The following is a 23,575-nucleotide window of genomic DNA, read 5'->3' on the forward strand; positions in this document are numbered from 1 at the left end:
TCCGGTGACCTTTCCGTGACCCGCACCGCTCGCACCGGAGGCGCACTTGCACCAGGAGGTACCTTCCGTGTCCCTGCCCGCGCCCTTGGCCGCCGGCGTCGCACCGTCCCCGTCACCCTCAGAGTCGACCACTCCGGTGGTCCCCTCGCTCCAGGACGCGCAGGAGAGCGCGACGAACGCGGCAAGCTGGATCGAGGAGAACTGGTCGACCTGGCTGGCGATAGGCCTCCGGGTCGTCCTGATCCTGGTGATCGCGACGGTGCTCAGAGTGATCGTGCTGCGGGCGCTCACCAAGCTCGTCGACCGGATGAGCCGTACGGCCGAGGCGGTGGACGGCACGGCGCTCGGCGGTCTGCTGGTGAACGCGGAGCGCCGCCGCCAGCGCTCGCAGGCGATCGGCTCGGTGCTGCGCTCGGTGGCGTCGTTCATGATCCTCGGTACGGCGGCGCTGATGGTGCTGTCCGCGTTCCAGATCAATCTGGCGCCCCTGCTGGCGTCCGCCGGTGTGGCCGGTGTGGCGATCGGTTTCGGCGCGCGCAACCTCGTGACGGACTTCCTCTCCGGGGTGTTCATGATCCTGGAGGACCAGTACGGCGTCGGTGACACGATCGACGCGGGCGTGGCCTCCGGCGAGGTGATCGAGGTCGGCCTGCGCGTGACGAAGCTGCGCGGCGACCACGGCGAGATCTGGTACGTCCGCAACGGCGAGGTCAAGCGCATCGGCAACCTCTCGCAGGGCTGGGCGACGGCCGGGGTGGACGTGACCGTCCGCTCGTCCGAGAACCTGGACCGGGTGAAGGAGACCATCGAAGCGGTGGCCGAGCAGATGGCCAAGGACGAGCCGTGGAACGAGCGCCTGTGGGGCCCGATCGAGGTGCTCGGCCTGGACAGCGTGCTGCTGGACTCGATGGTGGTCCGCGTCTCCGCGAAGACGATGCCGGGCAAGGCGACGTCGGTGGAGCGCGAGCTGCGCTGGCGGATCAAGCGCGCCTTCGACGAGGCGGGCATCCGCATCATGGGCGGCCCCGAGCCCGCCCCGGAGGACGACCCCGCCCCGGACCCGACAGCCACGGTCGCGGCCCCGTCGGCCTTCGCGAACGCGGAATCCGCCCAGACGAAGGCGACGTCCCCGATACCCCCGTCCCGCCCGGCGAGGAAGTAGCGCCCCACTGACACAAGAGGCGGCATCCGGACACTCCGGGTGCCGCCTCTTCGTGTGTCCCCCACCCGTAACACGCGGTGTTGACGCCCTCTCCCCGCGCCCACTACCTTCCCCTCACCAACAGGAAACCTTCCTAACAGTGGGGGTGGGCTTCGTCCATGGGTGGTTCCGCTGGTGTGCCCGGTACCCCGCGTGTGTTGCGGGCCATGAATGATCGGGCCGCTCTTGAGCTGCTGCTGGAGCACGGGCCGCTCAGTCGTACCCGGATCGGCGCGTTGACCGGGCTGTCGAAGCCCACCGCGTCCCAGCTTCTCGTCCGGCTCGAAGCCGCGGGGCTCGTCGTGATGACGGGGACCAGTGAGGGGCGGCCGGGGCCCGGCGCACAGTTGTACGCGATCAACCCGGCTGCCGCGTATGTCGCCGGGCTCGATGTCACCCCCGAGCGCATCCTCGCCGCCGTCGCCGATCTCACCGGCGCGGTGGTCGGCGCGTACGAGCTGCCCACCTCCAAGCACCGCCCGGCGCGGTCCGTCGTCGAGCAGGTCACCGACGCGCTCGACGGGGCCGTGCGCGCCGCCCGGCTCGACCGCTCCGCCGTGCGCCGTGTCGTCATCGGCACCCCGGGCGCCTTCGACCCCCGTACCAGCCGACTGCGGTACGCCTCTCATCTGCGCGGCTGGCACTCCCCCGCTCTCCACGAGGACCTCGCCGCCGCGCTCGCGGCGCCCGTCGAGTACGACAACGACGTCAACCTCGTCGCCCTCGCCGAGCAGCGGCTCGGCGCGGCCCGGGGCCATGACGACTTCGTGCTGCTGTGGAACGAGGGCGGCCTCGGCGCCGCCCTCGTGCTCGGCGGCCGACTGCACCGCGGCTGGACCGGCGGCGCGGGCGAGGTCGGTTTCCTGCCCGTACCCGGCGCGCCCCTGGTCCGCCGGGTGAGCCGGACGGGCCGCGGCGGCTACCAGGAACTCGCGGGCTGCCACACCCTCCCCCGCCTGGCCCGCGACCTCGGCATCGAGGACCTGCCCCCCGGTTCCGACGCCGAGGTCACCGCCGCCCTCGTCGCCCGCGGCGCCGACAGCGCCACCGGCCCCCACCGCCGTCTCCTGGAGGCCTACGCGACCCGCCTCGCCACCGGTCTCGCCGCCCTCGCCTCCGTACTGGACCCCGAACTCGTCCTTCTCAGCGGCGCCTGCCTCACCGCCGGGGGCGAGCCGCTGCGCGCCCTGCTCCAGGCCGAACTCAAGGATCTGGCCGCCTGCCAGCCGCGCCTCGTCCTCGGCGGCGTCCGCGAACGCCCGGTGCTGCGCGGCGCGTTGGAGAGCGCGCTCGCCACCACCCGCGACGAGGTCTTCGACACCTCGCGCTGAACGGCCCGACCGCCTCGGCGCTCTGACCAGACGAACATCCGCCGGGCCCCGCCACAGGTCCGGCGTCCGCTCCGCTCGAACCCCCCACCCGCCCTTCAGAGGGAGTCCCCACTCATGCCCGAAGTGTTCCGGAAGACGGCCCGCGTCCTGACCGCCGCGGCCGTCGCCCTCCTCGCCACCGCGTGCACCGGCCAGCCCACCTCCGGCGCGCACGACGACCCGTCCGAGGAGACCACCCTCACCTTCTGGCACGCCTGGAGCGCGCCCTCCGAGACGAAGGCCGTGAACTCCCTGATCGCGGGGTTCGAGAAGGCGCACCCGAACATCCACGTCACCGTCGTCGGCGACATGACCGACGACAAGATGAACCAGGCCCTGCGCACGGGCGGCACCAACGCCCCCGACGTCATCTCCTCCTTCACCACCAACAGCGTCGGCCCCTTCTGCGCCTCGGGCGCGCTGATCGATCTCACCCCCTTCTTCAAGAAGTCCGGCATCGACCCGGCGACCACCTTCCCGAAGGCGATGAACGACTACACCCGGTTCGACGGACGCCGCTGCACGGCACCGCTGCTGGGCGACGCGTACGGGCTCTACTACAACAAGACGGCGTTCAAGAAGGCGGGCATCACCCACCCGCCCAGGACCTGGTCCGAGTTCGAGGCCGACGCGAAGACGCTCACCGTCCCGGACGGCGACGGCTACCGGCAGCTCGGCTTCATGCCGGACTACCACGGCTGGGAGACGACGGCCGAGCACTACCTCGGGCAGTTCTCACCGACGTACTTCGACAGCCGCGGAAGATCGACCGTCGCCAAGGACCCGGCCGTCGCCGCCGGACTCATCCTCCAGAAGCGGCTGGTGGACGAACTGGGCGGGTTCCGGAAGCTGGAGAAGTTCCGCGCCGGGCTGGGCGACGAGTGGGGCCCGCGGCACCCGTTCCACACCGGGCAGGTCGCCATGCAGCTCGACGGCGAGTGGCGCCTCGGCATGGCCCTCGCCGCCAAGCCGTCGTTCGATGTCGGAGTGGCCCCGCTGCCCGTGCCCGACGACCAGGCCGACCAGTACGGCAAGGGCTACATCACCGGCACCATCACGGGCATAGCCGCCACCAGCACCAAGCAGAACGCCGCCTGGGAGCTGGTGAAGTACATGACCACAAACACGGACGCGGTGGTCGGCTTCGCCAACGACATCCACAACGTGCCGTCCACGCTCGCCGCGCTCAAGTCCCCGAAGCTCGAGTACGACCGCCGCTTCAAGACGTTCCTCGACATCGCGGCCGACCCGCGCTCGACCACGTCCCCCGCCTCCGTCGACGGCGGTCAGTACCTCGTGACGCTCCAGCAGTTCGGCTACGACTACGAGAGCGGCCGGGCCAAGGACCTCAAGGCGGGCCTGGCGAGCACGGCCCGGCAGATCGACACGGACATCGCCCAGGCGAAGCAGCGATGACCACGCTCACCCTCGCCGCCAAACGCCGCCGGGCGGCCCTGCGCACCCTCGCCTTCCTGTCGCCCTGGCTGATCGGCTTCGCGGTCTTCTTCGCGTACCCGCTGATCTCGACGGTCTACTTCTCCTTCGTCCACTACGACGGCTTCCAACCGCCGGCCTGGAGCGGGACGAAGAACTGGACGTACGTGTTCGAGAACTACCCGTTGTTCTGGCCCGCGTTGCGCAACACCCTGTGGCTGGTCCTCGTGACGGTCAGTCTGCGGGTCGTCTTCGGGCTCGGCGTCGGACTGCTGATCACGAAGATCAAGACGGGTACGGGCGTCTTCCGCACCCTCTTCTACCTGCCCTACCTCGCCCCGCCCGTGGCCGCGACGATGGCCTTCGCCTTCCTCCTCAACCCCGGTACGGGACCGGTCGATTCACTCCTGGAGCGGGTCGGTCTCCCCGCGCCCGGATGGTTCAGCGACCCCGCCTGGTCCAAGCCCGCCCTCACCCTGCTCGCGCTGTGGGGCATCGGCGACCTGATGGTCCTCTTCATGGCCGCGCTGCTGGACGTACCGCACGAGCAGTACGAGGCCGCCGAGTTGGACGGCGCGTCGGCCTGGCAGCGCTTCCGGTACGTCACCCTGCCGAACATCGCGCCGATCGTGCTGTTCGCGGTGGTCACCGGGGTGATCCAGGCCATGCAGTACTACACCCAGCCGCTGATCGCGGGGAAGGTCGCCTCGGGCGTCATCCAGGGCGCGGGGACGCGGTTCGAGCCCGGCTACCCCGAGCAGTCCACGCTCACGCTGCCCCAACTCGTCTACAACCTGGGCTTCCAGCGCTTCGACTACGGCGCCGCCTGTGTGGTCGCCCTCGTGCTCTTCGCCCTGTCGATGCTGTTCACCGCGGTGTTGATGCGGCGCGGCGGCGGCCTCAACCTGGCAGGTGACCGGCCGTGACCGACGTACTCGACCGGCCGGTGACCCCGAGCACGCCCGTCGCGCCCGGTGAACGCACCGCCCGCCGCAGGGCTGTTCTGGAGTGGATCGCGGTCCACTCGCTCGGCGTGGCCGCCGCCCTCTTCTTCACACTGCCCTTCGTGTTCGTGTTCCTGACCTCGCTGATGAGCGACGCCCAGGCGCTCAGCCGCGATCTCGTCCCGCACACCTGGGAGTGGGGCAACTACCGCAAGGTGTTCGCCACTCCAGGCTTCCTCACCTGGTGGAGGAACACCCTGATCTACGCGGGCGCGGGCACCGCCCTGACCGTCGTCTCCTCGGTCCCGGTCGCCTACGCCCTCGCCAAGTTCCGCTTCCGGGGCCGCGATCTGTGCCTGATGCTGGTCATCTCGATGATGATGCTGCCCCCGCAGGTCGTCATCATCCCGATGTATCTGTTCTGGGCGAAGCAACTGGACCTGTCGGGCACGCTGTGGCCGCTGATCGTCCCGATGGCGTTCGGCGACGCGTTCTCCGTCTTCCTGCTGCGTCAGTTCCTGCTGACCATCCCCGACGAGTACCTGGACGCGGCGCGGGTCGACGGCTGCGGGGAGCTGCGGACGCTCCTCAGCGTCGTCCTGCCGATGGCCCGGCCGGGCATCGCGGCCGTCGCGCTCTTCCAGTTCTTCTCCGCCTGGAACGACTACTTCGGCCCGCAGATCTACGCCTCGGACAACCCGGGCGCCTGGACGCTCAGTTACGGCCTGGAATCGTTCAAGGGCGCGCACCACACCGACTGGAACCTCACCATGGCCGCGACCGTCCTGGTCATGGCCCCCGTGATCCTCGTGTTCTTCTTCGCCCAGAAGGCGTTCGTACGCGGGGTCACTCTCACCGGAGTAAAGGGGTAGCGACTGATGAAACTCACCGTGGTCGGCGGAGGGTCGACCTACACACCCGAACTCGTCGACGGATTCGCCCGGTTGAGGGACACCCTGCCCGTCGAGGAGCTGGTCCTCGTCGACCCGGCCGCCGAACGCCTGGAACTGGTGGGCGGGTTGGCGCGGCGCATCTTCGCCAAGCAGGGGCACGGCGGCCGGGTCGTCACCACCTCCGACCTGGACGCGGGCGTGGCAGGCGCGGACGCCGTCCTGCTCCAACTGCGCGTCGGCGGCCAGGCCGCGCGCGAGCAGGACGAGACCTGGCCGCTGGAGTGCGGCTGCGTCGGCCAGGAGACGACGGGCGCGGGCGGTCTGGCCAAGGCGCTGCGCACGGTGCCGGTGGTTCTCGACATCGCCGAGCGCGTCCGCCGGACCAACCCGCAGGCCTGGATCATCGACTTCACCAACCCGGTCGGCATCGTCACCCGCGCCCTGCTCCAGGAGGGCCACCGGGCCGTCGGCCTGTGCAACGTGGCCATCGGCCTCCAGCGGAAGTTCGCCGCCCGCCTCGGGGTCGCGCCCGCCGAGGTCCATCTCGACCATGTGGGCCTCAACCACCTCACCTGGGAGACAGGTGTGCGGCTGGGCGGCCCCGAGGGCGAGAACGTCCTGCCCGGACTGCTCGCGGAGCACGGCGCCGCGATAGCCGCCGACCTGCGCCTGCCGCCCGCCCTCCTGGACCGGCTGGGCGTGGTCCCCTCCTACTACCTGCGCTACTACTACACCCACGACGAGGTGGTGCGGGAGATGCGCACCAAGCCGTCCCGGGCGGCCGAAGTCGCCGCGATGGAACGGCAGTTGCTGGAGATGTACGGAGACCCGTCGCTGGACGAGAAGCCGGCGCTGCTCGCCAAGCGGGGCGGCGCCTTCTACTCGGAGGCGGCCGTCGACCTCGCCGCCGCGCTGCTGGGCGGCGGGGGCTCCCCGTACCAGGTGGTGAACGCGTACAACCGGGGCACGCTGCCCTTCCTGCCGGACGACGCGGTGATCGAGGTCCAGGCGGCCGTCGGCCCGCAGGGCGCCGCCCCCTTGGCCGTCGCCCCGGTGGACCCGCTGTACGCGGGGCTGATGGCGAGCGTGACCGCGTACGAGGACCTCGCCCTCGACGCCGCGCTGCGCGGGGGCCGCGACCGGGTGTTCCGGGCGCTGCTCGCCCACCCCCTCGTCGGGCAGTACGCGTCCGCCGACACCCTCACCGACCAGTTGATCGCGCACAACCGGGAGCATCTCGCGTGGACCTGAGCACGAGCGTCCTCGCCATCGACGCGGGCAACAGCAAGACCGACGTCGCCGTCGTGACCGCCGACGGCGACGTCCTCGGCACCGCACGGGGCAAGGGGTTCCGGCCGCCGGTCGTGGGCGTGCGGGAGGCCGTGGACGCCCTGGCCGAGGTGGTCGACGAGGCCTTCGCGAAGGCGTCGGTCACCTCGGTCGGCCATGTCTCGGCCTGTCTCGCCAACGCCGATCTCCCGGTGGAGGAGAAGGAGTTGGGCCAGGCGCTGCACGCGCGCGCGTGGGCCGAGACGGTGGAGGTGCGCAACGACACGTTCGCCGTCCTGCGCGCGGGCGTGGCCGAGCCGCGCGGGGTGGCGGTGGTGTGCGGCGCGGGCATCAACTGCGTCGGGATGCGTCCTGACGGGCGCACCGCCCGCTTCCCCGCGATCGGCAAGATCTCCGGTGACTGGGGCGGCGGTTGGGCGCTCGCGGAGGAGGCGCTGTGGTGGGCGGCGCGCGCGGAGGACGGCCGGGGCGGTCCCACGGCCCTGGCGCGCACCCTGCCCGCGCACTTCGGTCTCGACTCCATGTACGCGCTGATCGAGGCGCTCCATCTGGGGCACATCGCGTACGGGCGGCGCCATGAGCTGACCCCGGTGCTGTTCGCGACGGCCCAGGACGGAGACCCGGTCGCCCGCGCGATCGTCGACCGGCTCGCCGAGGAGGTCGTCGCCATGGCCACGGTCGCGCTGACCCGTCTCGACCTGGTCGCGGAGGAGACCCCCGTCCTGCTCGGCGGCAGCGTCCTGGCGGCCCGCCATCCCCGACTCGACGACCGGATACGGGAGTTGCTGGCGGACCGCGCGCCCAGGGCGCTGCCTCAGGTGGTGGCGGCCCGCCCGGTCCTCGGCGCGGCCCTGCTCGGCCTCGACCACCAGCGGGCACCGCGGGAAGCGCACACGCGCGTGCGGGCGTACTACGAACGCGCGTGACGTGTGCGTGGTGCGTGGGTGGTGCGTGCGCGCGTAACTCCTAGGAGGGAACCGGGGAACCGAACATGGAGTGCATGACGTATTCATAAGAGGGAAGGGTGCGACAGGGCGTGCGGAGGTCGGCATCCGTCGGCGCGCGGTGATCCGGTACAAGATCGTGTGAAGGCCGGTGCGGATACCGACGCGGAGGGGAATACTGGCCGCCGTGCACCCGCGCCCGCTCCCCGCACCGGGCGGAGACGACCGACGGATGACCACGGGGGAGGTCACGTGACTCACTGGCAGCAGGGCGGCGCGCCATCGGCGTCGGCGTCGCCCACGATGCCCGCGGTGCCGCCGCAGGCCAGGGGGCCCGTGACGCGGGCGGCCCCGGCGCCGCAGGCACCGCCGCCGCCCGCCGCGCCGCGTCGTACGGCCTTCGCGGAGGGCGTCGACCGGCTGCGGGCCGCCGCCGTCACCGAGCCCGGTCGGCTGCGCGCCATCGGTGCCGTACTCGCCCTGCTGGTCCTCGCGTTCGGGGCGGTCACCGCTTGGCAGATGTCCGACCGCGCCGGCGCCGCGGACGACGTACTGCACCGCAGCCAGCCGCTCAGCGCGGGCGCCGCCGACATCTACCGCTCGCTCGCCGACGCCAACACGGCCGCCGCGAGCGGCTTCCTGTCGGGCGGCCAGGAGCCGCCCACGACCACTCAGCGGTACGAGAAGGACATCAAGAACGCGGCGGCGGGCCTGGTCACGGCGGCGGCCAGCACCGAGCCCGGCTCCCCCTCCGCGAAGACCATCGCCCAGCTCAACAAGCTGCTGCCGGAGTACAAGGGCCTCATCGAGCGGGCGCGCGCCAACAACCGGCAGGGGTATCCGGTGGGCGGCGCGTATCTGCGGGCGGCGAACGAGAAGATGCAGCGGGAGATGCTCCCGGCCGCGCAGGACCTGTACACGAAGGAGAACCAGCGGCTGCGCGCCGACTACGGGGACGCGACGCCGTACCCCTGGTTCGCCCTCGCCCTCGGCGCGGTCGCGCTGGGCGCGCTGGGCTGGGCGCAGCGGCGGCACTACCGGCGCACGAACCGGCTGCTCAACCACGGTCTGGTCGCGGCCACCACCGCCTCGGCGATCGTCCTGCTGTGGCTGGTCGTGGGGCACAGCGTCGCCCGCGCGGGGCTCAACTCCTCCTACGACAACGCGGTCCGCTCGCTGAACGTGCTGCACGACGCGCGCATCGCGTCCCTGAACGCCCGCGGCAACGAGAACCTCACGCTGGTCAGCCGGGGCGCCGAGACCAAGAAGCTGCCCGACGGGACGACCGTCGACGCCTACGACTACGCGTTCAAGCAGGACATGAAGACGCTGTCCACGGGCCTGGCGGAGGCCGAGTCCCTCGCCGACGACCGGGCGGGCGAGCAGCCGGTGAAGGATGCCAAGACGGCCGTGAAGCTGTGGCAGCAGCGCCATCAGGAGGCGCGGACCGCCGACGACGAGGGCGACTACCAGGCGGCGCTGAAGAAGATCATCGGCTCCGAGGACGACCATCCGACGGGCGAGCGCTTCGACACCGTGGACGCGAATCTGGCGAAGGCGCTGGCCCACGAGGAGAGCCAGTTCCAGCAGTCGGCGGGCGACGGACGGGACGCGATGACCGGGCTCCCGGTCGGCGCGGCGGTCCTCGCGGTGCTGGGCGCGTCCGGCGCGGTGCTGGGCATCGGGCGCAGGCTGTCGGAGTACCGGTGAGAGGGGGAGCGGCGATGAACACACGGCGTCTGCGGGCGAGTCTGAGGGGCTGGGGCGGTGTCGGGACGATGCTGGTGGCGTGCGCCCTCGCCCTGGCCTTCGTCCTGCTGCTGCCGCCGCTCGGCACGCGCGGGGACGGTGCCCCGCAGACCGGCGGTCCGGGCATCGCCGACGCGACCCAGGCGACGGCCGACTCCTGCGGCGCCCACCCCGAGAAGCTGAGCCCCGCCCCGTCCGGGGACGAGAGCGGTCCCTCGGTCACGGCCATCAAGAAGCGCGGCTATCTCTCGGTGGGCGTCGACCAGAACAGCTACCGCTGGGGCTATCGCGACCCCAACGCCGAGGGCGGTGACCTGGAGGGCTTCGACATCGACCTGGCCCACGAGATCGCGCGGCGGATCCTCGGCGACCTGAAGGCGGTCCGCTTCCACGCCATCCCCACCAACCAGCGCATTCCGGCGATCCAGAGCGGCCAGGTGGACATGGTGGTGCGCACGATGACCATCAACTGCGACCGGCTGAAGGATGTCGCCTTCTCCGACCCGTACTTCACGACCGGCCAGCAGATCCTCGCCCCGAAGACGCCCGGCACGGCTGGTATCACGGGCTACAACCCGTCGCTCGCGGGCAAGAGGATCTGCTCGGCGGCGGGTTCGACGGCCGAGACCCTGCTGACCGAGGACAAGGCGAGCGGCAGTCGGCTGCCGTCCTCCGCCGACATCTCCACCACCGTCCCCAACCAACTCGACTGCCTGGTCAAGCTCCAGCTCGGTGAGGTGGACGCCATCGTCACCGACGGCGCGCTCGCCGCGAGCCAGGCGGCTCAGGACCCGACCGTCGAACTCAAGGGGAAGCCCTTCACGACCGAGTACTACGGCGTGGCGATGAACAAGCACGCGGAGGATCTGGTACGCCGGGTCAACCAGGTCCTCGTGGACTACCGCACGAGCAAGGGCAAGATCGGCTGGGAGGCCTCGTACCAGAAGTGGCTGTCCCAGACGCTGGGCGCCGACTCGGCGTCGTCCCGACCGCCGTCCTCCTGACGAGGCAACGGCCCGAAGCCACTGGAGAGTTACCCCGGCGCACCGGACACGCGCCCAGGGCACGACGAGAGCGAGAGGTGATCGATGGGCGTCACGGGACCCACCGGGCCGGTACTGGACCGGGACGAGGTGGACCGTGCGCTGGCGCGGCTCGGCGCGGAGCACGAGGCCATAGAGACCTCGCTCCTCGCCCTCCAGGACCACGCGGGCCGCAGACTCCTCGAAGGCGCCGAGCTGACCGGCCTCACCCGCGAGCGCTGGACATCGGCGGAAGCGTCGATCACCTTGCTGTGGACGTACTTCGACGCCTATACGGCCACACTGCGCACCGCGCGCGAGATCCGCTCCCGGCGGCGCTGGTCCAGCCGCGAGGACCTGGCCGAGCTGACCGAACTGCTGCGCGGCGCCTGCGTCACCGTGTCGGGCAGCGCCGTGGCGACGGCGAACGCGCCGACGCTCGCGAGCAACGCCAAGCTCAGCGAGCAGTTCACCCTGGCCGAACTCGTCGAGCGCATGAACGAGTTGTACGCGTCCTCGCTCGACATGGTCGTCGCCGCCGACGCCGTGTGGTCGGCGCTGCCCGCGCGCATCGACCTGCTGGCCGCCGAGTTGCAGCGCACCCGCGCCCTGGCGCACTCGGTGGGCGTACGCCCCGGCGAGCATCCGGCGGGCGACGACCTGGAGCGGATCACGCGCACGCTGACGCATCTGCGCGAGCAGGTGGTCAGCGATCCGCTGGCGTACTGGGCGCCCGCGCAAGGGAGTTCGGCGCCCGGCGGCGGCCGTCCCGACACGACGGTCTACGACCGCGAGGCACGCGCCCTGGAGGACGTACGCCGGGAGATCGAGGCTGTTCTGACGGTCCGTCAGGACGCGGAAGCGCGGCTGGTGCGCCTGCGTGACGTGCTCAGCCGCGCGGATCGCACGCTGGCGGAGGCGCGCAGCGCGCGGGGCGAGGTCCTCGCGAAGATCGCCGCCTCCGAGGTGCCCGCGGTCAGCGGCCCGCCGACCGTGCTCCAGGAGCAGTTGGCGACGGCCGCGGAGTACCGCAGACAGGCCCAGTGGCACCGCCTCTCGCCGCTGCTGGAGTCCCTGGAGCAGAAGGCGGAGGACGAACTGCTGCGCGCCCGCGAGTCGTTGACGGCGGTCACCGCGCCGCTCGCGGTCCGCGCCGAGCTGCGCGGCCGACTGGACGCGTACAAGGCGAAGATCGCCCGGCACGGACTTGCGGAGGACCCGCTGCTGGTCGAGCGGTACGACGCGGCGCGGCGGATGCTGTGGAGCGCGCCCTGCGACCTGAGGGTCGCCGAACAGGCGGTCCTGCGCTATCAGCAGGCGGCCGCCGAGCAGTTCGGGCCGCGCGTGCCCGAGCGGGGCGCACCGGCCGACCGGAGGGGGGAGCGATGAGCCAGGCGGGGAAGAACTGCCAGCGGCCGGGCTGCGAGGGCAGTTACGAGGACGTCGGCGGCGGCGAGCTGTACTGCGACACCTGCGGTCTGGCGCCGGTCGTCTCCGCGACCGGGATGGTGAGTTCGCCGCCCACGGGGATCACCGTGGACGGCAAGGGCTCGCGCGGCTCGGCGAGCGGCAGTTCGCGCTCCGGCTCCCGTGCGTCGGCGCGCTCGTCCCAGTCCCGGCGCTCGGTGTCGGGCCGGCTGACCGGCAGGACCACCGCCCGCTCGGTGTCGGTGCGCAGTTCCGGCACGTCGGCCACGGGCTCGGCGCGCAGTCGGCTGGGCCTCGGCCTGGTGCGCGTCCCGGACGTGCCCCGGCCCGACCCGCGCGCGATGGTGCTGGAGAACCCCGAGGTGCCCGAGCGCAAGCGGTTCTGCTCGCGCTCGGACTGCGGGGCCCCGGTGGGGCGTTCGCGCGGCGAGCGGGCGGGGCGCACGGAGGGGTTCTGCACGAAGTGCGGCCACCCCTACTCGTTCATGCCGAAGCTGAACCCCGGGAACGTCGTGCACGGCCAGTACGAGGTCGTGGGCTGCCTCGCGCACGGCGGGCTCGGCTGGATCTACCTGGCCGTGGACCGGGCGGTCGCCGACCGCTGGGTGGTCCTCAAGGGCCTGCTGGACACCGGCGACCAGGACGCGATGGAGGCGGCGATCTCCGAACGGCGGTTCCTCGCCGAGATCGAGCACTCCAACATCGTGCGCATCTACAACTTCGTGGAGCATCTCGACCAGAACACCGGCTCGCTCGACGGCTACATCGTCATGGAGTACATCGGCGGCAAGTCGCTCAAGGAGATCGCCAACTCCCGTCGTACGCCGGACGGGAGGCGCGATCCGCTGCCGGTCGAGCAGGCGTGCGCGTACGGCGTCGAGGCGCTGGAGGCCCTCGGTCATCTGCACAGCCGCAATCTCCTGTACTGCGACTTCAAGGTCGACAACGCGATCCAGACCGAGGACCAGCTCAAACTGATCGACATGGGCGCGGTGCGCAGGATGGACGACGACGAGTCGGCCATCTACGGCACGGTCGGCTACCAGGCGCCGGAGGTCGCGGAGGCCGGTCCGTCGGTGGCGAGCGACCTCTACACGGTCGCGCGCACCCTCGCCGTGCTCACGTTCGACTTCCAGGGCTATACGAACGTCTTCGCGGACTCCCTGCCCGACCCGGACACCATCGAGGTCTTCCGCCGCTACGAGTCCTACTACCGGCTGCTGGTGCGCGCCACCGACCCGGACGCGGCCCGCCGGTTCGCCTCCGCGCAGGAGATGGCGGAGCAGTTGACCGGGGTGCTGCGGGAGGTCGTCGCCCTCCAGTCGGGCCGCCCGCGCCCCGCGCTGTCGACGCTCTTCGGACCTGAACTCAAGGTCACGGACACGGAGTTGTTCGTCCCGCTGGAGGGGGACGTGTCGCGGATGGGGGCACGGGTGGTGCCGCAACGCCGCCGTGCCGCGCTTCCGGCGGCGCCCGGTGCGGGGGGCACGGCTGGTTCTCCCGCGCAGGGCCTGGTCAGGCCGCTGGACGCCGCTGCCGCCGCGCTCGCCCTGCCGGTCCCCCGGGTCGACCCCGGCGACCCCAACGCGGGCTTCCTCGCCGGTCTCATGGCCTCCGCGCCCGCAGAGTTGATCGCCGCGCTGGACGCCGCGCCCGCCCCCTCGCTGGAACTGCGGCTGCGCGAGCTGCGGGCCCGGCTGGACATGGGCGACGCGGCCGGGGCGGGCCGGACCCTCGCCGCCCTGGAGGCGGACCACACCGATGACTGGCGGGTGGTGTGGTACCGCGGCATCACCGCGCTCGTCACGGGCGACCACGCGTCGGCCGCGCTCTCCTTCGACGCGATCTACGACGCGTTCCCCGGAGAGCCCGCGCCCAAGCTGGCCCTCGGCCTGTGCGCGGAGGTCCTCGGCCAGCTCGACAACGCGGCCGAGTACTACCGCCTGGTCTGGACGACCGACCCCAGCTATGTCAGCGCGGCGTTCGGCCTGGCCCGGGTGCAACTCGCCGCCGGGGACCGGCAGAGCGCGGTCCGCACCCTGGAATCGGTGCCGGAGGCGTCCATCCACTACACCGCGGCGCGCGTCGCCGCCGTACGGGCACGCCTGCGCGACCGTACGGGCCAGGGGCAGGATCAGGGCCAGGGCCAGGGCCAGGACCCGGCCTTCCTGGACGACCTCGTGGCCGCCGCGGGACAGGTCCAGGCGCTGGAGGCGTACGGCCTGGACGCCGTGCGCCGCGAGCAGTTGTCCACAGAGGTCCTCGGCCGCGCGCTGGACTGGATACTCTCCGGAAGCCGGAGTGCCGCGCCGCCCACACCGGGCGGACCGGCGCTGCTCGGCAGCGAACTGGACGAACGCGGCCTTCGCTTCGGCCTGGAGCGCTCCTATCGGACGCTGGCCAGGCTCGCGCAGGGCGGCGAGGAGAGGATCGACCTGGTGGAACGTGCCAACCGTTACCGCCCCCGAACGTGGGTGTGATCGATGTCGCAGATGTCCCAGCAGACGGCCCTTTCGAGGTGCCCCAGTTGCGAGGAGCCCGTCGAGTCGGGTGACCGCTTCTGCGGCGCCTGCGGGTACGACCTGTCGGCGGTGCCCGCCCCGCCGCGATGCGCCCCGGCGTCGGCCGTGAACGGCGCCGCGGGGCACCTCCCCGAGCAGGCGGCCTCGGTGGACCGGCCCGCCGCCCCGCCGTCGAGCGGCCCGAAGGAGCCCGAGGACTACCACCTGGCCTCCCCCGAACCCCCGGCGCCCGCCGCCGCGGACCCGGGCACGGGCGCGGACACGGGCGCGCCCGTCGACCCGCGCACGCTCGTGCCGCCGACGCCCGCCGCCGGTTCGAAGACCTGCGTGGCCTGCCGCGCGGGCACGGTGGACGACGACGGCTACTGCGAGAACTGCGGCCACGCCCAGCCCCGCGAACGCGACCACATGGAAGAGGAGTTGACGGCGGTCGCCGCGGTCAGCGACCGAGGCCTGCGCCACCATCGCAACGAGGACGCGTTCACGGTCTCCGAGGCCCGGCTGCCCGACGGCTCGCCCGCCGTCGTCGCGATCGTCTGCGACGGCGTCTCCTCGGCGACGCGCCCCGACGACGCCTCCCTCGCCGCCTCTCGCGTGGCGGGCCGGACGCTGCGGGAGGCCCTGCCGACGGGCATCCACCCCCAGCAGGCCATGCACGAGGCGATCGTGGCCGCCGCGCAGGCCGTCAACGCGCTGGCCGCCGAGCCGGACACGGCCCAGGAGCACGCCCCGCATCAGAACTCGCCCGCCTGCACCCTCGTCGGCGCCGTCGTCACCGACCGGCTGCTGATCATCGGCTGGGTCGGCGACAGCCGCGCCTACTGGGTCCCGGTGGACCGCGCCGCGCCCCCGGCCCGGCTCACCGAGGACGACTCATGGGCCGCGCAGATGGTCGCCGCGGGCCTGATGACCGAGGCCGAGGCCTACGCCGACGAGCGCGCTCACGCGATCACGGGCTGGCTCGGCGCGGACGCCTACGAACTGGAGCCGCACACGGCCTCGTTCAAACCGGACGGCCCGGGTGTGGTGGTGGTGTGCACCGACGGGCTGTGGAACTACGCGGAAGCCGCCGAGGAGATGGCCGAGGTCCTGCCGCTCGACGCCGACCGGCGCCCCCTGCACAGCGCCCAGGTCCTGGTGGGCCACGCGCTGGACGGCGGGGGCCACGACAACGTAACAGTGGCGGTCGTTCCGTTCCCGGCGCCGCCGCCGGGGGCAGGATCCGCCTGAGGAGCGTCCCTGGACGGTCCGGCGGCCGACGGGGGTCGGGCCCCGGACCGCGGGGGGACCGGCCCGCAACCAGTCGTCACCCCCGCAGCGCCGGGGTCCGAGGGGGATCACAGAAGCCATGGCCAATTTCTCGAAGTCCAACGTGCCGCAGTTCTCGGTCGACGTCTACCAGAACGAGTACCTGCCGGAGAGCGGCAGCGAGGTCAACGCCATCGTGACAGTGACGGCGACCGGCGGCGGCACGATCGGCAGCGCGATCACGGCACCCCACCTCTACTCGCCGGGACAGGGCCCGGCCGCCGCCGTGGCGATCATGGTCGACTGCTCCGGGTCGATGGACTACCCGCCGATCAAGATGCGCAACGCGCGCGACGCGACGGCCGCCGCCATCGACACCCTGCGCGACGGTGTGCACTTCGCGGTGGTCGGCGGCACGCATGTGGCCACGGAGGTCTACCCGGGCAGCGGCCGGCTCGCCGTCGCCGACGCGACCACCCGCGGGCACGCCAAGACGGCGCTGCGCAAGCTCAGCGCGGGCGGTGGCACGGCGATCGGCACCTGGCTGCGGCTGGCCGACCGGCTGCTGTCCTCGGTGGACGTCCCCATCCGGCACGGCATCCTGCTCACCGACGGCCGCAACGAACACGAGTCGCCCACGGATCTGAAGGCCGCGCTGGACGCCTGCGTCGGCCGGTTCACCTGTGACGCGCGGGGCGTGGGCACCGACTGGGAGGTCAAGGAGGTCACGGCCATCGCCTCCGCGCTGCTCGGCACCGCCGACATCGTCGCCGACCCGGCCGCCCTGGCCGCCGACTTCACGCAGATGATGGAGACGGCCATGGGCAAGGAGGTCGCGGACGTCTCGCTGCGGCTGTGGACGCCCGTCGGGACGGAGATCAAGTTCGTCAAGCAAGTGGCGCCCACGGTCGAGGAGTTGACCGGCCGCCGGGTCGACGCGAGCCCGCGCGCCGGGGACTACCCGACCGGCTCCTGGGGTGATGAGTCCCGCGACTACCACGTGTGCGTCCAGGTCCCCCCTGCCGGCATAGGCCAGGAGATGCTCGCGGCCCGAATCTCGCTGGTGATCCCGCAGGGCGGGGACGGCGGCGCCCAGAGCCTCGGCGCCCCCGGACTCGTACGGGCGGTGTGGACCGACGACATGTCGGCGTCCACGTCGCTCAACCCCCAGGTCGCCCACTACACAGGCCAGGCCGAACTGGCACAAGTCATCCAACAGGGGCTGGATCTGCGCAAAGCGGGTGACTTCGACGGCGCAACGGCCAAGCTGGGACGGGCCGTTCAGCTCGCCGACGCTTCGGGGAACGCGGATACTGCGAAACTGCTTGCGAAGGTGGTGGACGTGGTCGACGTCGCGACCGGTACTGTGCGACTGAAAGCGAAGGTCGCGGAGGCCGACGAGATGACACTCGAGACCCGGTCCACCAAGACTGTTCGCGTGAAGAAGTGACGTAGCAAGACCCGAGAGCGACGAGCCCGGCCCTCAGGGGCCGGAGAACCACGCCGGTCCCGAGGACCGGACGAAGGAGAGGGGGAAGCGCCGACATGCCGACCTGCCCGAACGGACACCAGTCGGGTTCCGACGACTGGTGCGAGGTCTGTGGTCACCGTATGGCCGGTGCCGTGCCCCCACCCCCGCCACCGCCGCCGCCCGGCGCGGGTTACGGCTATCCGGCGCCGGGTTCGCCCCCGCCGGGTGTGCCGGGGCAGGGCGCGGGACGGCCGCCGATGCCCGGTGCGCCGGGCCGCGAGCCGGAGCTGTGCCCGCAGTGCCGCACGCCCCGCGAGGGCGGCGCCCCGTTCTGCGAGGAGTGCCGGTGGAACTTCCTGACCAACAAGGCGACCTCGTACACCCCGGCGGCACCGCGCCCGTCGGCCCCGAACCCGGCGGCGCAGTTCGCGCAGCCCGGCCATGAGGGGTACGACTACCAGGGCTCGCGGCCCTCGCAGGTGAACCGTCCCGCCGAACCGATCCCGCCCGGCCCGTCGTTCGGTGGCGAGCCGTCCGGTCCCGCGCCCTTCGGCGGGAACGCCTCGCGCCCGCCCGCGTTCGGCTCCGACCCTTCGCGACCGGTTCCGCCGCCGCCTGGGCCTACGCCGGGGGGTCCCGGTGGCCCTGGGGGTCCGGGCGGACCTGGTGGTCACGGCGGTCCCGGTGGTCCGGGCAACTTCGGTGGCCCTGGGGGTCCTGGTGGTCCGGGCAACTTCGGTGGCCCTGGCGGTCCCGGTGGTCCGGGCAATCCCGGTGGTCACGGCGGTCCCGGTGGTCCCGGTGGTCCGGGCAACTTCGGTGGCCCTGGCGGTCCCGGCAATCCCGGTAGTCACGGCAATCCCGGTGGTCCGGGTGGTTCCAGCGGCCCCGGCGGTCCGGGCGGCGGCCCCGGTGCTCCTCAGAACGGCGCACCCGCGGCTCCCCAGGCCTTCCAGCAGGGCGGCCCGCCGCCCGCTCCCTCGTTCCAGCGGCCCGGCCCGCCTCCCCCGCCGCCGGTCCAGGGCTTCCCGCCGCCCGCTCCGCAGCAGCCGGACGGGCCTGGGCCCGGCCCCGCCTTCGGCGGCGGTGACGACGACTGGGTGCTCTCCCCGCCCTCGTCCACGGCGACCGGGGCGCCCGGCGGCGGTTCCGGCGGCGGTCAGCACGGCGGCGGCTTCGGCGCCGCGCAGCCCGCCTCCGGCCACACCCCGCCCCGCCCCCACGAGGGACAGCCGGGGACGTGGACCGCGACCGTCGCTCCGGACCGCGAGTACTTCATGGCGATGATGCAGCGCTCCGGCCCCGAGGCCGCGGGCCTGAACCTGCCCGCGTACTCCCCGGAGCAGCAGCGCGCGCTCACCGGCCAGCAGATCACCATCGGCCGCCGCCGCCACTCCACCGGCGACACCCCCGACATCGATCTGTCGGTGCCGCCGGAGGACCCGGGCGTCTCGCACCAGCACGCGGTCCTGGTCCAGCAGCCGGACGGCACCTGGGCGGTCGTCGACCAGAACTCCACGAACGGGACGACGGTCAACGGCGGCGAGGAGCCCATCCAGCCCTTCGTGCCGGTGCCCCTCCACGACGGGGACCAGGTGCACGTGGGCGCGTGGACGACGATCACGATCCGCCGGAGCTGAGGCCGGGACGGGCGATCACGGCAGGGGACGGCGTCACGGCAGGGGCCAGGCGTACGGCCCCTGCGGGGTGTCCAGCCAGGCCCAGGACTCCTCGCCGCTGACCGTGATCCCGTACCGCTCACGCGCGGGCCGCCCCTCGCGTTCCCACAGCGTGTACGCGTCGTACGGGTCGAGGCCGCCCGCCGTCAGCTCCAGCAGGAACCGGAAGAGGTCGTTGTTCCGGGCCCGGCGCGGCAGCCCGCCGAGAGACGGCGGCTCGGGCCGGGCGGAGCCGCGCAGCGGGACGAAGTAGGCGGGCGTGGGCAGGAAGCGCCCCTCGGCCCGCCGCGCGTCCCGTACCCGCAGGGCGATGAGCCCGGTCGCGCAGGGCGCGAGGATGCGCGCACCCGGACGGCACTGGGCAGGCCACGCCCCGGGGATCGTCCGCAGCGCGCACGTCGCGATGATCCGGTCGTACGGCGCGCGGGCCGGTACCCCGCGCGCGCCGTCGCCCGTGACCACGACCGGGTGGTGGCCCGCGGCCCTCAGGTGCTGCCGGGCGGACTCGGTGATCTCCGGGTCGAGATCGACGGTGGTGACCAGGTCGTCGCCGAGGCGGTGGGCGAGCAGGGCCGCGTTGTACCCGGTACCCGCGCCGATCTCCAGCACGGCGTTCCCGTCCTCGACCCGCAGCTCGGTCAGCATCATGGCCATCAGGGAGGGCTGGCTGCTGGAGGAGAGCAGCTCGCCGTCGCGTACCCGGGTGGCGAGCGGGGTGTCGTCGTACGCGCCGCGCAGCCACTCCTCCCGGCGCCGCGGATCGGGGTCGCCGCCCCAGCGGCGCTCGTACCCGCCCGCGGGGTCGGGGAGGTAGTAGGAGGGTACGAAGAGATGGCGCGGCACCGCCGTGAACGCCTCCCGCCAGACGGGATCGGCGGCCCAGGCGCCGCTCGCGTCGATCTCCTGGACGAGGTGCGCCCGCGCGGATGTGGCGAGGGTCTCCAGATCGTGGTCGGGAGCGCGCGCGGTCATGTCTCCACTGTGCTGCGGACGAGGACCGCGAGCGACTCGCACCGGAAGTCCGCGGCGCGAGCCCCTCTCGACCCGAGCGGCCCGAGCGACCCGAGCGCCCGAGCCCCTCGGCCGAAAGTCCTCCGCCCGAAGTCCTCCGTCGGGGCGTCTGAGACCATGGATGACGTGACAGAGATTCGGCGCGGCACGCTTCAGGAGCAGACCTTCTACGAGCTTGTCGGCGGGGAGGAGACCTTCCGCCGACTCGTTCACCGTTTCTACGAGGGAGTCGCCGAGGACCCGGTCCTGCGGCCCATGTACCCGGAGGAGGACCTGGGTCCGGCCGAGGAGCGCCTCGTGCTGTTCCTGATCCAGTACTGGGGCGGCCCGACGACGTACGGCGAGAAGCGCGGCCATCCCCGACTGCGCATGCGCCATGTCCCGTTCACGGTGAACAAGGCCGCGCACGACGCCTGGCTGAAGCACATGCGGGACGCCATAGACGAACTCGGCCTCGCCGAGGAGCACGAGCAGACGCTGTGGAACTACCTGACGTACGCGGCCAAGGCGATGGTGAACGCGCCGGACTGAGCCGTGTCCGGGCCGACCGGGGGTCAGCGGACGCTGATGTCCAGGACGCCGAGTCCGCCGCCCCGTACGGCGATCGACCCGTACGGGGTGCGCAGCCGAAGCCACGCGTCCGAAGAGAACAGCGCCACGGACTCGTCGCCGGATGCCGGTGCGGCGGGGCGCAGGAAGCCCAGCGACTGCGCGGCGTGCAGGGCCCGCACCGGAAGCCCCGTGTCGGCCACCGTGCGGGACCAGATCTCCCGGCCGATCCGGTCGAGTGCGGCGCGCGTCCGCCGCTCGGGCGCCAACTCCCGTGCCCGCGCCCGGAATTCGGCCACCGCCGCGGCCACGGCCGCCCGCAGCGCGTCGGGCGACGGCAGATGCGGTACGGTCCGCCAGCCGCCGCGCGGGGGCAGGACCCCGGCCCACGGCGGCCCGGTGACGGCGGCCGGTACGACCGCCGTGGCCGCCGCCTCGTCCAGGGACTCCAGCAGCTCACCGGCCGACACGGTCACGTCGAGCCGGGTGTCGAGCCCGTCCTCGTACGGCTTGGCGAGCCGCACCGTACGGATGGCGAGCACCTCGAACGACGGCGGTCGCCCGAACACCGCGAGCGCCGTACCGGTCGCCTGGAGGCGTACGGCGGCGCCGCGGTCGTAGTGGATCAGCCGGGCCAGGAAGGCGGCCAGGTCCGCCGCCTCCCGGTCATCGGTGAGCTGGAGCACCGTCATGCGGCGACGGCCTCCTCCTTGTCGTCCGTGTACTCCCGGAGGAACTCGCGTTCCTCCGCGGTGATCCGGCGCGGTCGCTGCGCCGCGAAGTCGAACGGCACGATCACCGTCGAGGCCCGGACATAGACCTGGTCCGGGTCCTTGACCTCGTAGGCGAGCGTGAAGGACGCCGCCTTGATCTCCGTGACCCACAGCTCGATGTCCACCGGCCTGTGCCGGTGGACCAACTGCCGCTTGTAGTCGATCTCATGGCGCGCCACCACGGACCCCTGCTGGAAATCCTTGTCCGGGCGGAACAGGAAGTCGATACGGGCCTCCTCCAGGTAGCGGAGGAACACGACGTTGTTGACGTGCCCGTAGGCGTCCATGTCCGCCCAGCGCAGCGGGCAGCGGTAGATGTGCCGCAAGATCAGCCCCGGGTCAGCTTCTTGTAGGAGGCACGGTGCGGGCGGGCGGCGTCCGGGCCGAGCCGCTCGACCTTGTTCTTCTCGTACGACTCGAAGTTGCCCTCGAACCAGAACCACTTGGACTCGCCCTCGTAGGCGAGGATGTGCGTGGCCACGCGGTCCAGGAACCACCGGTCGTGGGAGACGACGACGGCACAGCCCGGGAACTCCAGAAGGGCGTTCTCGAGCGAGGACAGCGTCTCGACGTCCAGGTCGTTGGTCGGCTCGTCGAGCAGCAGCAGGTTGCCGCCCTGCTTCAGCGTGAGCGCGAGGTTGAGGCGGTTGCGCTCACCGCCGGACAGGACACCGGCCGGCTTCTGCTGGTCCGGGCCCTTGAAGCCGAACGCGGAGACGTACGCGCGCGAGGGCATCTCGACATGGCCGACGTTGATGTAGTCCAGGCCGTCGGAGACGACCTCCCACAGCGTCTTCTTCGGGTCGATGTTCTCGCGGCTCTGGTCGACGTACGAGATCTTGACGGTCTCGCCGACCTTGATCGAACCGGTGTCGGGCTGCTCCAGGCCCTGGATCATCTTGAACAGCGTGGTCTTGCCCGCGCCGTTCGGACCGATGACACCGACGATGCCGTTGCGCGGCAGCGTGAAGCTGAGGTTGTCCACGAGGACCTTCTCGCCGAAGGCCTTGTTGAGCTGGTCCACCTCGACCACGATGCTGCCCAGGCGCGGGCCCGGCGGGATCTGGATCTCCTCGAAGTCCAGCTTCCGCATCTTGTCGGCCTCGGCGGCCATCTCCTCGTAACGGGCCAGTCGCGCCTTGGACTTGGCCTGCCGCCCCTTGGCGTTGGAGCGGACCCACTCCAGCTCGTCCTTGAGGCGCTTCTGCCGCTTGGCGTCCTTCTGGCCCTCGACCTTGAGGCGGGCGGCCTTGGTCTCGAGGTACTTGGAGTAGTTGCCCTCGTAGCCGTGGAGGCGACCGCGGTCCACCTCGCAGATCCAGCCCGCGACGTTGTCCAGGAAGTACCGGTCGTGGGTGACCGCGACGACGGTGCCCGGGTACTTGGCCAGATGCTGCTCCAGCCAGTTCACGGACTCGGCGTCGAGGTGGTTGGTGGGCTCGTCGAGCAGCAGCAGGTCGGGCTGCTCCAGCAGGAGCTTGCACAGCGCGACGCGGCGCTTCTCGCCACCGGAGAGGGTGGTGACGGGCCAGTCGCCGGGCGGGCAGCCGAGGGCGTCCATGGCCTGCTCCAACTGGGAGTCCAGGTCCCACGCGTTGGCGTGGTCGAGGTCCTCCTGGAGCTTGCCCATCTCCTCCATCAGCTCGTCGGTGTACTCGACCGCCATCTGCTCGGCGATCTCGTTGAACCGGTCGAGCTTGCCCTTGATCTCGGCGACACCCTCCTGGACGTTCTCCAGAACGGTCTTCTCCTCGTTCAGCGGGGGCTCCTGGAGCAGGATGCCGACGCTGTAGCCGGGAGAGAGGAAGGCGTCACCGTTCGACGGCTGCTCGAGACCAGCCATGATCTTGAGGACGGTCGACTTACCGGCGCCGTTCGGGCCGACGACGCCGATCTTCGCACCCGGGTAGAAGCTCAGGGTGACGTCGTCGAGAATCACCTTGTCGCCGTGCGCCTTGCGCGCCTTGCGCATGGTGTAAATGAACTCAGCCAAGAGAAACCGTCCGGCAGCTTGAAATCTGGCAGTGGGCAGATACACCCCATCTTG

Annotated in this window: 19 protein-coding genes; 15 read left to right on the top strand and 4 right to left on the bottom strand. The window is 72.0% G+C overall.

Annotation, left to right across the window (positions count from 1 at the left end):
• Nucleotides 1-67: 67 nt before the first annotated feature.
• From ACZ60T_RS22565 to ACZ60T_RS22630, 14 genes are all read left to right on the top strand, one after another.
• Nucleotides 68-1,162: a mechanosensitive ion channel family protein gene (locus ACZ60T_RS22565; protein ID WP_469667480.1), complete on the top strand. Its 1,095-nt coding sequence runs from the start codon at nucleotides 68-70 to the stop codon at nucleotides 1,160-1,162.
• A 158-nt stretch (nucleotides 1,163-1,320) separates the two neighbouring features.
• The gene (locus tag ACZ60T_RS22570; RefSeq protein ID WP_469667481.1) at nucleotides 1,321-2,532 is read left to right on the top strand and encodes an ROK family transcriptional regulator; all 1,212 of its coding nucleotides are present in this window, start codon (nucleotides 1,321-1,323) and stop codon (nucleotides 2,530-2,532) included.
• A 114-nt stretch (nucleotides 2,533-2,646) separates the two neighbouring features.
• Entirely contained in the window at nucleotides 2,647-3,987 is a 1,341-nt protein-coding gene (locus tag ACZ60T_RS22575; RefSeq protein ID WP_469667482.1) for an ABC transporter substrate-binding protein, read from the top strand.
• Entirely contained in the window at nucleotides 3,984-4,931 is a 948-nt protein-coding gene (locus ACZ60T_RS22580; RefSeq protein ID WP_469667483.1) for a carbohydrate ABC transporter permease, read from the top strand. The genes ACZ60T_RS22575 and ACZ60T_RS22580 overlap by 4 nt, the downstream gene beginning before the upstream one ends.
• Entirely contained in the window at nucleotides 4,928-5,821 is an 894-nt protein-coding gene (locus tag ACZ60T_RS22585) for a carbohydrate ABC transporter permease (protein WP_469667484.1), read from the top strand. The genes ACZ60T_RS22580 and ACZ60T_RS22585 overlap by 4 nt, the downstream gene beginning before the upstream one ends.
• Before the next feature lie 6 nt (nucleotides 5,822-5,827).
• Nucleotides 5,828-7,093, top strand: a complete 1,266-nt coding sequence (locus ACZ60T_RS22590; RefSeq protein ID WP_469667485.1) for a 6-phospho-beta-glucosidase — start codon at nucleotides 5,828-5,830, stop codon at nucleotides 7,091-7,093.
• Nucleotides 7,084-8,058 carry an N-acetylglucosamine kinase gene (locus ACZ60T_RS22595; RefSeq protein WP_469667486.1) on the top strand — a complete coding sequence of 325 codons (975 nt, stop codon included), beginning with the start codon at nucleotides 7,084-7,086 and terminating at the stop codon, nucleotides 8,056-8,058. Before ACZ60T_RS22590 ends, ACZ60T_RS22595 begins: the two co-directional genes overlap by 10 nt.
• A gap of 321 nt (nucleotides 8,059-8,379) precedes the next feature.
• Entirely contained in the window at nucleotides 8,380-9,786 is a 1,407-nt protein-coding gene (locus ACZ60T_RS22600) for a hypothetical protein (RefSeq protein ID WP_469667699.1), read from the top strand.
• A 14-nt stretch (nucleotides 9,787-9,800) separates the two neighbouring features.
• Entirely contained in the window at nucleotides 9,801-10,829 is a 1,029-nt protein-coding gene (locus tag ACZ60T_RS22605) for a glutamate ABC transporter substrate-binding protein (protein WP_469667488.1), read from the top strand.
• Nucleotides 10,830-10,913: 84 nt separating this feature from the next.
• Nucleotides 10,914-12,236, top strand: coding sequence for a hypothetical protein (locus tag ACZ60T_RS22610; protein ID WP_365619053.1), 1,323 nt, complete (start codon nucleotides 10,914-10,916; stop codon nucleotides 12,234-12,236).
• A complete protein-coding gene (locus tag ACZ60T_RS22615) occupies nucleotides 12,233-14,755 on the top strand; it encodes a serine/threonine-protein kinase (protein WP_469667489.1) in 2,523 nt (840 codons plus the stop codon). The genes ACZ60T_RS22610 and ACZ60T_RS22615 overlap by 4 nt, the downstream gene beginning before the upstream one ends.
• Nucleotides 14,756-14,758: 3 nt before the next feature.
• A complete protein-coding gene (locus ACZ60T_RS22620; protein ID WP_469667490.1) occupies nucleotides 14,759-16,027 on the top strand; it encodes a PP2C family serine/threonine-protein phosphatase in 1,269 nt (422 codons plus the stop codon).
• A 118-nt stretch (nucleotides 16,028-16,145) separates the two neighbouring features.
• On the top strand, nucleotides 16,146-17,495 hold the full coding sequence (locus ACZ60T_RS22625; RefSeq protein WP_469667491.1) for a hypothetical protein: 1,350 nt from the start codon (nucleotides 16,146-16,148) through the stop codon (nucleotides 17,493-17,495).
• A gap of 95 nt (nucleotides 17,496-17,590) precedes the next feature.
• Nucleotides 17,591-19,156, top strand: coding sequence for an FHA domain-containing protein (locus ACZ60T_RS22630; RefSeq protein WP_469667492.1), 1,566 nt, complete (start codon nucleotides 17,591-17,593; stop codon nucleotides 19,154-19,156).
• 33 nt (nucleotides 19,157-19,189) lie between these two features.
• On the opposite strand, the gene ACZ60T_RS22635 is transcribed toward ACZ60T_RS22630, so the two are convergent.
• Nucleotides 19,190-20,167 carry a methyltransferase domain-containing protein gene (locus ACZ60T_RS22635; RefSeq protein ID WP_469667493.1) on the bottom strand — a complete coding sequence of 326 codons (978 nt, stop codon included), beginning with the start codon at nucleotides 20,165-20,167 and terminating at the stop codon, nucleotides 19,190-19,192.
• Between the two features lie 156 nt (nucleotides 20,168-20,323).
• On the opposite strand from ACZ60T_RS22635, the gene ACZ60T_RS22640 reads away from it, so the two are divergent.
• The gene (locus ACZ60T_RS22640) at nucleotides 20,324-20,737 is read left to right on the top strand and encodes a globin (protein ID WP_469667495.1); all 414 of its coding nucleotides are present in this window, start codon (nucleotides 20,324-20,326) and stop codon (nucleotides 20,735-20,737) included.
• A gap of 23 nt (nucleotides 20,738-20,760) precedes the next feature.
• Here the strand turns inward: ACZ60T_RS22640 and ACZ60T_RS22645 are convergent, their stop codons facing one another.
• Genes ACZ60T_RS22645 through ettA form a run of 3 tightly spaced genes read right to left on the bottom strand, consistent with a single transcriptional unit; the run spans nucleotide 20,761 to nucleotide 23,521 of the window.
• Entirely contained in the window at nucleotides 20,761-21,447 is a 687-nt protein-coding gene (locus tag ACZ60T_RS22645; RefSeq protein WP_469667496.1) for a DUF8185 domain-containing protein, read from the bottom strand.
• A complete protein-coding gene (locus ACZ60T_RS22650; RefSeq protein WP_365619030.1) occupies nucleotides 21,444-21,854 on the bottom strand; it encodes an acyl-CoA thioesterase in 411 nt (136 codons plus the stop codon). Before ACZ60T_RS22650 ends, ACZ60T_RS22645 begins: the two co-directional genes overlap by 4 nt.
• Nucleotides 21,855-21,856: 2 nt before the next feature.
• Nucleotides 21,857-23,521, bottom strand: a complete 1,665-nt coding sequence (gene ettA, locus ACZ60T_RS22655; protein WP_365619027.1) for an energy-dependent translational throttle protein EttA — start codon at nucleotides 23,519-23,521, stop codon at nucleotides 21,857-21,859.
• Between the last annotated feature and the right edge of the window lie 54 nt (nucleotides 23,522-23,575).

The organism is Streptomyces sp. NPDC104371 (genome assembly GCF_055583785.1).